The organism is Bradyrhizobium jicamae, from assembly GCF_001440395.1.
Classification (GTDB): domain Bacteria; phylum Pseudomonadota; class Alphaproteobacteria; order Rhizobiales; family Xanthobacteraceae; genus Bradyrhizobium; species Bradyrhizobium jicamae.
Genome location: NZ_LLXZ01000156.1, coordinates 68,997 through 81,747 on the forward strand (window position 1 = coordinate 68,997; position 12,751 = coordinate 81,747).

At 62.2% G+C, this 12,751-nt stretch carries 14 protein-coding genes; 7 read left to right on the forward strand and 7 right to left on the reverse strand.

Features of this window, described 5'->3' with window-relative positions:
* Positions 1–37: 37 nt before the first annotated feature.
* From CQ12_RS25560 to CQ12_RS45245, 3 genes are read right to left on the reverse strand one after another with little or no spacing between them, the layout of a single operon-like run.
* Positions 38–1,246: a hypothetical protein gene (locus CQ12_RS25560; protein WP_157088496.1), complete on the reverse strand. Its 1,209-nt coding sequence runs from the start codon at positions 1,244–1,246 to the stop codon at positions 38–40.
* Entirely contained in the window at positions 1,246–2,763 is a 1,518-nt protein-coding gene (locus CQ12_RS25565) for an oligosaccharide flippase family protein (RefSeq protein WP_057838053.1), read from the reverse strand. The genes CQ12_RS25560 and CQ12_RS25565 overlap by 1 nt, the downstream gene beginning before the upstream one ends.
* Before the next feature lie 22 nt (positions 2,764–2,785).
* Positions 2,786–3,043, reverse strand: a complete 258-nt coding sequence (locus CQ12_RS45245; RefSeq protein ID WP_198164262.1) for a hypothetical protein — start codon at positions 3,041–3,043, stop codon at positions 2,786–2,788.
* Between CQ12_RS45245 and CQ12_RS25570 the strand changes: the two genes are divergently transcribed.
* The 4 genes from CQ12_RS25570 to CQ12_RS25585 all read left to right on the forward strand — a co-directional run bounded on the left by CQ12_RS25570 (position 3,042) and on the right by CQ12_RS25585 (position 6,877).
* Entirely contained in the window at positions 3,042–3,281 is a 240-nt protein-coding gene (locus tag CQ12_RS25570) for a hypothetical protein (protein WP_057838054.1), read from the forward strand. The genes CQ12_RS45245 and CQ12_RS25570 overlap by 2 nt on opposite strands.
* A 26-nt stretch (positions 3,282–3,307) precedes the next feature.
* Positions 3,308–4,306, forward strand: a complete 999-nt coding sequence (locus tag CQ12_RS25575) for a glycoside hydrolase family 26 protein (RefSeq protein ID WP_057838055.1) — start codon at positions 3,308–3,310, stop codon at positions 4,304–4,306.
* A gap of 229 nt (positions 4,307–4,535) precedes the next feature.
* On the forward strand, positions 4,536–5,567 hold the full coding sequence (locus CQ12_RS25580) for a glycosyltransferase family 2 protein (protein ID WP_057838056.1): 1,032 nt from the start codon (positions 4,536–4,538) through the stop codon (positions 5,565–5,567).
* Entirely contained in the window at positions 5,564–6,877 is a 1,314-nt protein-coding gene (locus tag CQ12_RS25585; protein WP_057838057.1) for an O-antigen ligase family protein, read from the forward strand. The genes CQ12_RS25580 and CQ12_RS25585 overlap by 4 nt, the downstream gene beginning before the upstream one ends.
* Here the strand turns inward: CQ12_RS25585 and CQ12_RS25590 are convergent.
* Entirely contained in the window at positions 6,816–7,967 is a 1,152-nt protein-coding gene (locus CQ12_RS25590; RefSeq protein WP_057838058.1) for a glycosyltransferase family protein, read from the reverse strand. The two genes, CQ12_RS25585 and CQ12_RS25590, sit on opposite strands and share 62 nt — an antisense overlap.
* 235 nt (positions 7,968–8,202) lie before the next feature.
* Here CQ12_RS25590 and CQ12_RS25595 point away from each other — a divergent pair, with 235 nt between their 5' ends.
* The 3 genes from CQ12_RS25595 to CQ12_RS25605 all read left to right on the forward strand — a co-directional run bounded on the left by CQ12_RS25595 (position 8,203) and on the right by CQ12_RS25605 (position 10,709).
* Positions 8,203–9,135: a cupin-like domain-containing protein gene (locus CQ12_RS25595; RefSeq protein ID WP_057838059.1), complete on the forward strand. Its 933-nt coding sequence runs from the start codon at positions 8,203–8,205 to the stop codon at positions 9,133–9,135.
* Positions 9,136–9,146: 11 nt separating this feature from the next.
* Positions 9,147–10,334, forward strand: a complete 1,188-nt coding sequence (locus CQ12_RS25600) for a GNAT family N-acetyltransferase (protein ID WP_057838060.1) — start codon at positions 9,147–9,149, stop codon at positions 10,332–10,334.
* 180 nt (positions 10,335–10,514) lie between these two features.
* Positions 10,515–10,709: a hypothetical protein gene (locus tag CQ12_RS25605; RefSeq protein ID WP_057838061.1), complete on the forward strand. Its 195-nt coding sequence runs from the start codon at positions 10,515–10,517 to the stop codon at positions 10,707–10,709.
* 100 nt (positions 10,710–10,809) lie between these two features.
* Here CQ12_RS25605 and CQ12_RS25610 read toward each other — a convergent pair whose 3' ends face one another.
* From CQ12_RS25610 to wrbA, 3 genes are all read right to left on the reverse strand, one after another.
* Positions 10,810–11,757 carry a DUF5996 family protein gene (locus CQ12_RS25610; RefSeq protein ID WP_057838062.1) on the reverse strand — a complete coding sequence of 316 codons (948 nt, stop codon included), beginning with the start codon at positions 11,755–11,757 and terminating at the stop codon, positions 10,810–10,812.
* A 74-nt stretch (positions 11,758–11,831) separates the two neighbouring features.
* Positions 11,832–11,963 (reverse strand): hypothetical protein, encoded by a 132-nt coding sequence (locus CQ12_RS47280; protein ID WP_283807409.1) that lies wholly within the window; start codon positions 11,961–11,963, stop codon positions 11,832–11,834.
* A 68-nt stretch (positions 11,964–12,031) separates the two neighbouring features.
* Positions 12,032–12,631, reverse strand: coding sequence for an NAD(P)H:quinone oxidoreductase (gene wrbA / locus CQ12_RS25615; RefSeq protein WP_057838063.1), 600 nt, complete (start codon positions 12,629–12,631; stop codon positions 12,032–12,034).
* Positions 12,632–12,751 lie beyond the last annotated feature (120 nt).

Genomic DNA, 12,751 nt, shown 5'->3' on the forward strand with positions numbered 1-12,751 from the left:
CTTCGTCCATTCCGACGTGGAGGTTGCCTTGTTCATTTCAGTTTTCCCAATCGACGCGCTTGAAAGCGTCCATCAATGCCCGATCCGCCTTGTGAACCGACGGATCGAATGGCACGCGGTTGGTGCGCTGATATTTCCAGTTGCTGCCGATCTCGCGAAAGTGCCGGAACGAAAAATCGCTCGCGCAGAAATACGAAGCCCACCAGGAGAAGATCGAGTGCACATGCCATTGCGCATGGGTGGGGCATCGGGCGGGGACGACGGTCCACTTCGGCAGGCACGCGTTGGCGTCGCGCCGGATCACGAACCTTGAACGTTCGTATTGTTGCGGCATGAAGATCGAGAAGTCGGTATGGCGCTGCGGCGCGCGCGCCTCATCGCGGACGCCGTCGTCGATGCCGATGATCCATCGTCCGCGGTATCGGACGAGGCCGGTCCACGACTTCTCGGCGGCTTCGAACACGGATTGTCCCGTCTTCGACAGCACCAGCTCGTCGATGTCGGAGTTCATGGCGCTTCGGGCATGCTGCAGGAAGCGCCACCTGGCGTGTTCCCAGGCGCCCAGCTGGCAGAAATCGGAATCCCAGTGATCCCAGCTGTTGGCGCCCTGCGGCCCGTATTTGAACGGCCATTCCATCACGACCGAGCAGCGGATGCCCGGCACCGACCGGAGCGCGGCGCTCAGGGTCGCGCTGTCGTAGGCGCTGGAGCCGTTGTCATAAATGAGAACGGCATCGGCGCCGTGAATATCCCGATTGAACCTCACCCAGTCGAGGATCCATTCGATCGGATTGTCCTTCGACATCGTGAAGATGACGCGGCAATCCCTGAACATCTCCGAACAGTTCGGCGACACCGAGAACGCAAAGCTCCCGAGTTCGCCCAATGCCTGGACCGGACCGGTATTCTCTGGGATGTCCAGCCACAATTGGGCGTGGCGGTCGAGATGCCTCGCCCGCGCCTTGCGGGTCCCGGCGCCGCTGATGAAAGTCGTCGTCGCGACGTCGCGCGCCAGGTTGAAGAACGGCGGCGCGAACAACGCGATCTGCGATTTGCTCACCTGCACCGCATCGTAGAACAGTGTGTTGCTGTCGAAGTCGCGGTCGAAATTCTCGCCCCGGAACGCGGGTGGGCGCGTCGCCTCGCGGCGCCTGTCGGTGAAGTTCGACAGCGACACCGAATTGGTTCGACAGATCACATGTCGATTGTCGGCTGCAACGGCCGCATTTTTGTTGGCGAGCCGCATCATGGTTCTCTTGCCGACATGCTGGGTAGTCCCGTGGACGGGGCACTGACGGACGCGGCCGGGAGGACGTGTCCTTCGTGGTTTGATTGGCCCGCGGCCGGCCAGAGATTGCGCTGCGTGCCATAGGCGATCATGGCCTTACGCAGGCCCGCGATGTCGAACGCGAAGGCGGCAAGGGCGTAGACGGCGCAGCCCGTGAAGGCCAGCACGCCAAACGAGAGCACGCCGATCGGAAGCAGCGGTTTCAGGAACGTCAGCACCAAAGCCATGATCGCCGTCGCCGCAACGATGCGCATGACGTGGGGCGCGTTGAAGGGAAGCGGAAATGCCTTCCGCGTCAGATACCAGCCGAACGCTGCACCGAAGGCTTCGACGATGACGAGGCTTGCCGCGGCGCCGACCAGGCCAAACCGGGCAAGCAGGACCGGCATGACGGCGAGGTTCGCGATCAGCATCGCGATGCTCTGCGTCGTCATCATGAACGGCGTCTTGGCGAGGTGAAAGCTCGCGTGAATGTAGGACTGGGAGAAGGACTGGAACAGCCAGGCAAATGCCAGGATCGGCATGATCTGCGCCGCGGTCTCCCGAAACTCGCTGCCGAGGATCACGCCGGCGATATAGCCGCTCGTCAGCGCTACGCCGACGACCGCCGGCAGCACGGCGGCCAGCAGAATTTCGAGGCTGAATTCCAGATGCGGCCGCGCTTCGCGGTCACCGCCGTTGGCGTAGGCGCGCACCGCCAGCGGGATCGTGGCGGATGCGATGCTCACCGCGGGAATCAGAATGATCTGCCGGACGAGATCGGCGGAAGCGCCGTACTGGCCGGCGGCGTGGTCGCCCATGAAATGGAACACCAGCATCCGGTCGAGCGCGGCATGGATCGCAAAGACGATGCCGGACAGCGTGATCGGAATGCCAAAGGACGCAAACGTCCGCAGGTCGGAAATCTTCGGCCCGGCGACGGGCGAGCGCAGGATCGTGCTCGCGAACAACGTCGTTGTGGCGAAATAGGTGATGGCCACCATCGCAAGCTGGCACAGTCCGCCGCCGCCGAGCAGTGCCGCGGCCAGGCACAGCGTGAACGCCAGGCAGGCGCGGATGATCGATGCGGTCATGAATGCAAGCGATTGCAGCCGCGCTTTCAAGAGTTCCTGCCCGAGTTCGAATAGGCCGAGCCCCAGCGCGAAGAAGATGGCGGCGATGTTTCGTTCCAGCGATACCGACGTCGTCAACGTGGCAACAAGGAGCGCGATCGGCGCGGCAAGGGCGGAGATGAGATAGGCGAGAAAGATGGTTTTCCTGACGTCGACCGCGCCGCCTTCCGACTGGAAACGAAGTGCGGAGACGCGAACCCAGGTAAACAGCAGCGCCGAGACGATGCCCGCGGTGCTGAGGCCTACGACATAAACGCCATATTCGTCCGGCGAGAGCAGGCGCGTGAATACGACCGCGCTCAGCAAGCCGATGGCGGCTGATACGACGCTTGCGACCGAGTAATGGAACGTCTGACTGAGCATTACTTCGGCAATGGGTCCAAGGTTAACGGCACGTCACATCTCGACAAATCTGCGGGAGGCTCGCCTCTGTCAGGCGCAAACCTCCCGCGCTGCCCATTGGAGCAAGATCGATGCCGAACCCGCGCTGAACGCCCTGCGGCGCGTCAGCGTGGTTAATCGATGAGTTTTCCGCCGTCTGCTGCGGATAGGCGACGAGATCGGGAACTTTCGGCACATTCGCTCTTTCCACGATGTCCGCATTTGCGACATGTGGGTACCGCTGCAGTTCCGCAGTAACCATGGCGGCGGTGCTGTTGGTGCGTCTGGTCCGCGCTGGACCGGATATTGCAAAGCCGGTTGCTGAGATCGCCGGCCTTGTCGGCAAATGGATTGCCGATGAGCTTTTGTTTGGATTTTTTTCGAGAATCTCTTTCTGCAAGCAGGGGTCGCAAGCCAGCTGTCCTTTTTGGGACAGCTGGCTTGTCCGGCCTGTCTCCTTTTGCGACGGCGCGAATGGCTCATTGCGCAAGGTGCGCTAACACCGAGCGCAACGCGAGGGCAGCCGATGTTTCGAGCTGATCCAAGAATCGATCGAAGGCGGCGCAAGGGGAATGGTCTGAAGCGGCTGCTGGTGTTGCTGGCGGTCTTCGTTCTGACCGTGCTGTTGTTGGCGCGTGTCGACAGCAATGCCGCCTCGCGCGGCGTTTCCAGTCCCGCGAAATTCGCCGGCGCCTTTGTCAACTGGGGGCCGGTCGGACGCGAGCATACGCTGCAGGCGTGGGAAAAATGGCTGAAGCAGAAGCCATCCTCGGTGCTGGGCGTCGACTTCTACGGCAAGACGACCTGGGAGGATTTCTCCAGATTGAATTGGGTTCCCGGCGTCTGGAAGAAGCTTAACCCGGCGCGCGACGTGGTCTGGTCGATCCCGCTGACCATGAAAGGCACGCCGCTCGCCGACGTCGCAGAAGGGCTTTACGATGCCGAATTCGAAGCTGCGGCCCGGGCGATTTCGGAAGCGCATCCGAAGGCGATCATCCGGCTCGGCTGGGAAATGAACCTGGCTGAGATGGCGTGGTTCGCGAAGGGGCATGAAGCCGACTACATCAAGGCGTTCCGCCGCGTCGTGGAAATATTCCGCCGTCACTCCGCAAGCTTCAAGTTCGACTGGTGTCCGGGATGGGGACCGCAGGAGATGCCGGCGGATGCGAGCTATCCCGGCGACGACGTCGTCGATTACATCGGTCTCGACGTCTACGACTTCAAGCATGAAGGCACGCCGGAGGAGCGCTGGAACAACTTCTACGTCAAGGCGCCATTCGGTCTCGAATGGCACCGCGAGTTCGCACGGTTGCACGGCAAGCGCATGAGCTATCCCGAGTGGGGCGTCGGCAATGCCGGCGACAACCCGTTCTTCATTCAGCAGATGCACGACTGGTTCATGAAGAACGAGGACATGATTGCCTACGCCGCGTACTTCGATGTCGACGGGGCATGGCCGACACAGATCGACAACGGCGCGTTTCCGAAATCGCAGCTTCTGTTCCGAAAGCTGTTCAGCCGCTGATCTGCCGCCGGCGCTGTTCAGCGCGGATTAACTCCGTCCATTAACCCTCGTCGGAGTTCGGTACACCGCGCGGTGCCGGCGGATCGAAATTTGCAACATCGCCAGCGTTACGTTCGCAAGCACCGGGTCATCCCGGAACGAACGGCCTTATCGAGACGGAAGTGTCCCGGATCAAGCCGGCGATCCCGTTTCGAGACGATGAGACATATTCGTGAACGACCTGAGTGCCATGACAGCGATATCGACCAGCGATCTCCGGATGGACGGACCCGATCCGTCGGTCAGGGCGCTGCGCGCGCTGGTGGCGCTTTCGGCAGGCCTCGATCCCACGATCGAGACCATCGTCTGCATTCCCTGTTTCCGCCGTCCGGATTACCTGCGCCGCACGCTGGAATCGCTTGCTGGCCAGCGCACCCGCCGCCGCTTCGCCGTCGTCCTTGTCGAGAATGATGCGTTGAGAAGCGAGAGCGTCCCGGTTGCGACCGAGTATCTCGCGTCGGGGAAGTTCTCAGGTCTGTGCGTAATCGAGCCGCGGCAGGGCAATTGCCATGCGATCAACGCTGCCTTCGAGACGGCGCTGCAGATGTTCCCGAATGCCAGCAGCTTCCTGATGATCGACGACGATGAAATCGCCTCGCCCGATTGGCTGGAGCTGATGCTCAAAACGGCAGACGAGACCGGCGCCGAGATTATCGGTGGACCGGTATTTCCCGAATTCGATGACGAACGGAAGCGCGGGCTTCGGCGTCATCCCGCTTTTGCGCCGGCATACGACGCTTCGGGTCCGGTACCGGTGATCTATGGCTGCGGCAATTGCCTGATCCGGCGTTCGGTGTTCGATCGGCTGGGCATGCCGGCGTTTGATCTCCGTTTCAATTTTCTCGGCGGCGGAGATACCGATTTCTTCTATCGCTGCAAAAGGCTCGGCATGCGATTCCACTGGGTGGCCGAAGCTGCGATCAGCGAGACCGTGCCGAAAAGCCGGACCACCCTGAAATGGCTGGTGACGCGGGGGCTGCGGATCGGTGCGATCAACTATCACGTCCAGCGCAAGGCGACGCCGACGGTCTGGCTGCAGGCGAAGTTGACGATCAAACTGCTGGCTGCCTTGCCGTTGTCGCTCGTCTATGCCGCATACGCCATCCTGACCGAACGCAAGGGTACCATTGCCATCCATCCCGTCACGGTCGCGATCGGCAGCGCACTGGCCGCCTTCGGCCTCGAGCCGCAGCCCTACAAGGCGTCGAAGATCGTGCCATGAGCCAGCTCGTCGACGCATCCGGAATCCGCATCGTGGCCGCCGGGGTCGAGCGGCAGCGGGTGATGGATATCGTTCGCGGCGCGACCTTTGTCGGAACGCTGCTGCTGGGCTGGATATCGCTGCATCCGTTTGTCAGCCTCGGCGATATGCAATTGGGTGACGTCGGCACGGGGAATGAGCTGGCGACCTATGCAACGTTCGGCGCCCTGAGCGTGCTGACGGTCGCGCTGGCCATACGAAACGACGGGCGTGGATTGGCGACGTTGTTGACGCCGGCATTCGTGCTGTTCGGCGCCTGGCTGCTGCTGACGGTGGTGCTGTCGTTCGATCCGGGCACGTCGATCAGGCGTCTGTCGCTGACGGTCTGCGTCGTCGCGGTGACCGCCTCGTTGATGCTGCTGCCGAAGTCGCAGCAGGAATTGATGCACTGGTTCGCCATCGCGGCGCTCGCATTGCTCGCGGTATGCTATCTCGGAATATTGCTGGCCCCGGATCTTTCGATCCACCTGGCGAGCGATCCGCAGGAGCCGGGATTGGCCGGCAACTGGCGCGGCGCGTTCGGCCACAAGAACCAGGCCGCGGCCATCATGGTGATGGTGCTGTTTCTCGGCGTCTACAGCGTCCGTTCCGGCCTCTGGCTTTCCGGCGCCGCCATCATCGCGCTCGCCTCGCTGTTCCTGTTGTATTCGGCCGGCAAGAGCTCGCTGACGCTGTGCCTTGCGGTGCTGTTGCTGACGTCGGTCACCTCCTTCATCCGCTCGTTCTGGATCCGCGCGATCATCCTGCTCACGCCGCTGCTGTTGCTGAATCTTTTGAGCGTCGGCACGGTGATGCTGGAGAGCCTCGCCGGAATTTCAAAACTGCTGCCGTTCGACTCGACGTTCACGGGCCGCACCGACATCTGGGCATTTGCGCTGCAGTCGCTGCATGCACGTCTGCTCACCGGCTATGGCTTTGCGTCCTTCTGGGGCTCCAGCGCCATCCAAAATCTCCCTGAAGGCAAGGAGTGGGCCGGCTTCGCCGCCCACAGCCACAATGGCTATCTCGACACCGCGCTGGGCATGGGCGTGCCTGGGCTTCTCCTGCTCATCCTGGTGCTGGTGATCCTGCCCTTGCGCAATTTTCAGCGGGCGGACGAGGGCGGCAACAATGGTCCGCTGGCGATGGTGCTGCTGCGGATCTGGCTGTTCGGGCTCTATCTGTCGGCGATGGAGAGCTTCTTCCTCGACCGTTCCGATCCGCTCTGGTTCACGTTCCTGCTGGCGGTGTTCGGCCTGCACTATCTCGCGCGGTTTCGGGCGCAAGCATAGGAATCTGCGCCCGCACGGCGTCAGCCACATCCTTCCACCAGCCGTCGAAATCGAACGGCAGTGGTATCGGCGGCCGCTTGATCACCGCGGCGATCCGGTCGGCAAACGCTTCGTTGTCCGAACCACGCGCGACCAGAACGATAGCGCCGCGGCTGATCAATTCCTTGAAGCGCGGATGATGGTCGAATTCTTCCGGCAGCACAGGACCCGCGACGATCAGCGGACGGCCTGACTGCACGCAGGTGAGAATACTGGAGCGGCGCGCGGTGAGCCCCTCGTCGAGCGGGTAGCAGAAGACGTCGATCTCGCTGAAAACGCCGAACACCTCGTGATCGGAGGCGACGAAGCCCGAGACGATCACGTCGTCGGCGATGTCGAGTTCTCTGGCGCGGACATGAAACTCCTCCTCGACCTTGTCGACGCCGCGGATGAAGGAGCCGACATAGACGATCAGCGGCTTCAGGCCGCGTTGTTTCAGGATGGCGCCGATCTCGAGCAGCGCATTAGGCTGCTTGCCCGGATAGATCGATCCGAAATGACCGATCAACAGCCGCCCGTCACCCTTCGCGGCGATGAGACGATGCCGCAACTTCGAATCCTGTATTCCGATCGGCGCCTCGATGTTCGGCGGCAGCGGCGCCAGCATGCTCTTCCTTGCGGTCCAGCCGAGCAGGGGATCGTCTGCCAGTTCCTGCCGCACCAGCGGCGAGAACATGACGATGACATCGGCAAGGACCAATGCCGGCATGTAGGTGATGCGGCGCAGCCAATGCAGCCCGCGCCACTCATGCTGAATCAGGATGACCTTGCGCCGGCGCAGCCGGGCGATCGCCATCGCCACCAGCGGCGCGAACATCACGCGCTTCCAGGCCACTATCGGAAAATTGCAGACCACGCTTTGCGCCGAACCGACCGCGCGCCAGATTTCGGCGAAGATGCCTTCCTTGCGCGTCAGGGTTAACGTCGCGCTGGTTCCGGGCTCGAGCTTTTCGATCGTCTCCTGCAGCAGCCGGGTGAACTGGCCGACGCCGCAATGCATCTGCGGTCCCGCGCCGAGAAACAGCGCCCGATATCGGGTTTCTCCAGTCATCGTGCGGCGGCGAGGTTTCCAGAAACGGTCGGCGTTAGCCATACCTGCCAGACATTAGCTTCAGGTAAGCGCCAGCGTCTTCCCGGCACCGTTCTTGCCAATCCGACCATGAGATTCGTCCGGCCGTCTCATAACGGGACATCGGGCGGCTACGGCAATGGCAGCAGGCAGCGATTTCGGGACAACCGGAATAGGGCGGCCATTGAGGCAACGGAAGTCAGCAGGAGCGGCGGCAATGACGGGCAGGATCTTCAGCACATGGGATGAGGCGCATTCCGAGCTTTGGAGCCATCAGCCGATCCGGCTCCAGCACGAGATGCATAAATCGGCAGCGTTCTCGATGGACGAACTCGCCCAACTGATCGAGAGCTATCCGCGCGAGCACTACAGCCTGGTGAAGACCGGCGCCAAGGGCTCCAGCCGCGTGTGGCGCGAGGGCGATATCGGCAACCTCTCCGGACGGCAGGTGATCGAAGCGATCTCGCAGGGCGGGCTCTGGCTCAACATGCGCGACGTCGGCGCGGTCGATAGCCGTTTCCGCAAGCTGATCGACCGGATGTTCGAGGAGATTGCCGCCAAGGTTCCTGGCTTCGTGGTGCCAAACCATCAGGCCGGCATTCTCGTCTCTTCGCCGGACGCGCAGGTTTACTATCATGCGGATCTTCCGGGGCAGGGCCTGATCCAGATCGCCGGCCGCAAGCGGGTCTACGTCTATCCAAACACTGCGCCGTTCATCAAGTCGAAACACCTCGAGGACATCGCGCTGTTCGATGTCGAGGTCGACCTGCCCTACGCGCCATGGTACGACGCACATGCGCAGGTGTTCGACGTCGAACCCGGACAGATGCTGAACTGGCCGCTGAACGCGCCGCACCGAGTCGAAAACCTCGGCACTGTCAACATCTCGATGACGGTGTCCTACGGCAATGACGACATCCGCCGCGCCCAGATCGTCCACCTCGCCAACGGACTGCTGCGTCATCGCTTCGGCTACATGCCGAAGACCAGCAATCTACGCGGGCCGTCCTTCTTCGCCAAGAAGGTGCTGCAGAAGCTCGTGCGCGACAGCAAGTGGGTCAAGCGCGAGCGCAAGGCTCGCCGCGCGATCGACTTCCGCCTCGATGCGAACGAGCCCGGCAAAATCGTCGATCTGCCGAGGGCGGCATAATCGCAACGCCGATGACGGTGCTGACGACCAGTGCGGGGCAACCGGCGGCGCGCTCAACGGGTCGCGCGGGTGGATTCCGCGTCGAACTGCTGGGCGACTGGCAGCAGGCCGTCGCGCGCTGGCAAGACATCAGCCCGTCGACGCCGTTCCAGCATCCGCAATGGTATGACGCCTGGTACCGCGCTTTCGCCGGCGCCGAGGACGTGGCGCCGCTGATCGCTGTTGTCACGGATGCGTCGACTGGCGAGCGAGCGATGCTGCTGCCGCTGATCCGCCGCCAGCAAGGCAAGATCGCAACGATCGAATTCGCAGACCTCAATCTGACCGACTACAATGCGCCGATTCTCGGAAGTGCCGTGCCGCGCGATGCCAAGGCGATGCGCATGTTGTGGCGCAGTCTGTTATCGGCGCTGCGCCGAATGCAAGGTCCGGCCGATCTCATCCGCCTTCGCAAGGTGCCCGTCGATCTCGATGGCAAGCCCAACCCGCTCGCCTTGCTTGGCGAGGGCGGCGCCTGCGCGCTCAACGGCAATCTCGTCACGACAGGCGAGGATTACGACGCCTGGCGGTACACGTTGGCAAAGGTCGTGCGGACGGAACTGCAGCGGAGCTGGCGCGTATTTACCCGCGATCCGGCAGCCTCCTTTGCGATCGTCACCGATGTCGATGAAGCGTTGCGGATGCTCTCCGCCACCGAGGTTCAGCAGGACGAGCGGATGCGGAGCCTCGGGGTGAATTACTTTCTCAATGACGCGACGTGCGCAGCGTTCTACCGCAACCTGGTGCGCGCTGGCGTCGGCAGCGGTTACGTGGTGGTCTCGGCGCTCACGGTCGGCGATGAGATCGTGGCGACGCTGGTCGGGATCAGGACCGGCTCGCGCTATGTGATGGTTCGCATCAGCAATGCGGGAAAAAAATGGTCGAACTGTTCGCCGGGACGGTTGATCATCGAGCGCACCATGGCAGCCCTGCACAAGGACGGCGTGCGCGAGTTCGATTTCTCCGTCGGCAACTACGCCTACAAGCGCCGCTTCGGCGTAAGGCGGCTGCCGCTGATCAACATCAGCGCCGCCTTGAGCTGGCGCGGATGGCCTCTTGCGTTGCGCGATCGCGCAGTGGGCGCGCTGCGCAACCGTCCGCAGCTCGATGCGAGGCTGCGACGCGCGTTCGGTATGTCGTTGTCACACGAAGAGAGATGACGCGCTCGGGCTGGAGTTCCAATGGCGGTGCAAATCTGTCACACATGCCGGGATTGTGGGGATGTTCTCTCTGTGTTCGCGAGAGTTCATGACCGGTTGTACGTCACAGGCGTATGCTGCGCTGCGGGTCAGGGACCACTGGTAAATGCTTTCTTGGGCGTTTTCTTGGGGAGAGCCGACATGCCAGCCTATATCCATCATCACGACGAATTCGAGCCGGGCTTCGTTATTTGTCCGAGCTGTGTGGGGCTCGAAATGTATGTGCGCGACGTCGAACCGCACTGGAGCATGGCGAAGATCGATTTCACCTATGAGTGCGCCGATTGCGGCGCCGAGGTTCGCCAGACCATCGTGAAGCCGGAATTGCGGCATTAGCTTGGGGGATCGTGGGGGGGCAACGGGCGCGCCGTGTCCACCTTCCCATCATGCTATAGACGGGGATGGTGGGCACGCGCTGCCCACCCTGCGCAGTACTTCAAAGCTGACGCACCACACCGGGCTGGCCAGGATCGCACTCAAGTGCGGCGCGATCCCACTTCGCTGAAATCGCTGCCGCCTCATAGGTGCTTTGCAGGAAATCGAGCAGCGCCTTGTCGGGGTCAGCAGCTGTACGTACGGCATCGTAAGGCAGGATGAATTCGCCAAGGGCTTCGCTGAAGAAGGCCGCATCCGGTCGCACCTTCGCTGCGCGGAAACCCAGCGGCTCGGGATAGGCATAGGAATAGAACGCAGGGTAATCGATCGCGCCGCCGCCTGGCCAGAAGCCGGCGCTGCTGACCTCGTGTGAATAGGCTTCATGTGCAACTGCGTCGGGCAGATGCGGCACGCCGCCGGGATGACGCGGCGCGCGGCGGCCGGAGAAACGCGTCACCGCGAGATCGAAACTGCCCCAGAAAAAATGCACCGGGCTCGCCTTGCCGAGGAACCCAGTTCGGAATTGTTTGAAGACGCGGTCGCAGTTGACGAGAATTTGCAGGAAGCACCCGACAGCGTCGGGATCGTAGGAAGCGTGCGTGGTGTCCTCTGAAAAGCGCACCGGCGCCGGCAATTCGTTCGGCATCTCGTCGATGGCAACGGCAATGCCGAGTTCGGCAAGCGCTGCCATCGTGGCGGCGTAGAAGCTGGCGACCGAATGGCCTGCTAGCGTAAATTGCTCCAGCGAGCCGTCGCTGGTCGAGATGCGCAGCGTGTGGTCAATGAAATCGAAATCGATTTGGAACGTTCGCAGACCGTCGGGCACTGGCGACGTCGACAATCCACGTGGCGTGACATACAGCGTCACGTGCCAGGAATGATTGAGCCACGGCGACTTGGTCAGGCGAATTTTGCCGACGATCTGGGTCCAGAGCTGCAGCGTCGCACAGGCGTCACGCCATGCCGCGGTCGGCAATTCCGGCCACGGAACTTGCAAATTGTTGCTCATGCCAGAACCTTCTGCGTTCCGACCAAGGATAGAACGCCTATCACGAATTCATCAGGGGCTTAAAAAACCAGGCGTCACGATTTCGTGCACTCCCGGCAGCGCCACTGTCCGCGTGAGGCGCGGTTGAGACTCATGCACCACCAGCGCCGCACGATCGCCTGCAACGGCCGGCGCACCAGTTGAGCGACAAAGAGAATTTCGATCATGCTGAATCCATCGCCCCGATGGATCAGATAGGGCGGCATTCGCAAGAGAGAATGCCGCCCTTGGCGCATCAGCCATGCAGTTTGCTTGCGGTCTCCGCGATCACGCGTCCCTGGTAGCGCGCGCCGGCGAGCTCGTTCTCGCTCGGCTGACGGCTGCCGTCGCCGCCGGTGATCGTGGTCGCGCCATAGGGCGCACCACCCGTGACTTCGTCGAGCTTCATCTGGCCGGCAAAGCCGTAGTTCAGGCCGACCACCGTCATGCCGAAATGCAGCAGGTTGGTGATGATGGAGAACAGCGTGGTTTCCTGCCCGCCATGCTGGGTTGCCGTTGAGGTGAAGGCACCGCCGACCTTGCCGTGCAGTGCGCCCTTGGCCCAGAGCCCGCCGGCCTGATCGAGGAAGTTCGCCATCTGCGACGCCATTCGGCCGAAGCGCGTGCCGGTGCCGATGATGATCGCGTCGTAATTGGTGAGGTCTTCGATTTTTGCGATCGGCGCGGCCTGGTCGAGCTTGTAATACGAGGCCTTGGCGACGGCCTCGGGCACCAGCTCCGGCACGCGCTTGATATCGACGGTGGCGCCAGCCTTGCGCGCGCCCTCCGCGACGGCATTCGCCATCGCCTCGATGTGACCGTAGGCGGAGTAATAGAGCACGAGAACTTTGGCCATGATGGCTCTCCTGTTGAGTTTGATATGAGGTGTTGTGGATTGTTGAGGTGTCATTGCCGGGCTTGACCCGGCAATCCATCACTTTTGCAAGAGTCTCGCGAAGAGTATGGATGGGCCGGG

Excerpts from the sequence above, each read along its gene's own strand:
- CQ12_RS25560 (WP_157088496.1), bottom strand. The coding sequence starts at position 1,246 with ATGCGGCTCGCCAACAAAAATGCGGCCGTTGCAGCCGACAATCGACAT.
- CQ12_RS25565 (WP_057838053.1), bottom strand. The coding sequence starts at position 2,763 with ATGCTCAGTCAGACGTTCCATTACTCGGTCGCAAGCGTCGTATCAGCC.
- CQ12_RS25570 (WP_057838054.1), top strand. The coding sequence starts at position 3,042 with ATGGCGGCGGTGCTGTTGGTGCGTCTGGTCCGCGCTGGACCGGATATT.
- CQ12_RS45245 (WP_198164262.1), bottom strand. The coding sequence starts at position 3,043 with ATGGTTACTGCGGAACTGCAGCGGTACCCACATGTCGCAAATGCGGAC.
- CQ12_RS25575 (WP_057838055.1), top strand. The coding sequence starts at position 3,308 with ATGTTTCGAGCTGATCCAAGAATCGATCGAAGGCGGCGCAAGGGGAAT.
- CQ12_RS25580 (WP_057838056.1), top strand. The coding sequence starts at position 4,536 with ATGACAGCGATATCGACCAGCGATCTCCGGATGGACGGACCCGATCCG.
- CQ12_RS25585 (WP_057838057.1), top strand. The coding sequence starts at position 5,564 with ATGAGCCAGCTCGTCGACGCATCCGGAATCCGCATCGTGGCCGCCGGG.
- CQ12_RS25590 (WP_057838058.1), bottom strand. The coding sequence starts at position 7,967 with ATGACTGGAGAAACCCGATATCGGGCGCTGTTTCTCGGCGCGGGACCG.
- CQ12_RS25595 (WP_057838059.1), top strand. The coding sequence starts at position 8,203 with ATGACGGGCAGGATCTTCAGCACATGGGATGAGGCGCATTCCGAGCTT.
- CQ12_RS25600 (WP_057838060.1), top strand. The coding sequence starts at position 9,147 with ATGACGGTGCTGACGACCAGTGCGGGGCAACCGGCGGCGCGCTCAACG.
- CQ12_RS25605 (WP_057838061.1), top strand. The coding sequence starts at position 10,515 with ATGCCAGCCTATATCCATCATCACGACGAATTCGAGCCGGGCTTCGTT.
- CQ12_RS25610 (WP_057838062.1), bottom strand. The coding sequence starts at position 11,757 with ATGAGCAACAATTTGCAAGTTCCGTGGCCGGAATTGCCGACCGCGGCA.
- CQ12_RS47280 (WP_283807409.1), bottom strand. The coding sequence starts at position 11,963 with ATGATCGAAATTCTCTTTGTCGCTCAACTGGTGCGCCGGCCGTTGCAG.
- wrbA (WP_057838063.1), bottom strand. The coding sequence starts at position 12,631 with ATGGCCAAAGTTCTCGTGCTCTATTACTCCGCCTACGGTCACATCGAG.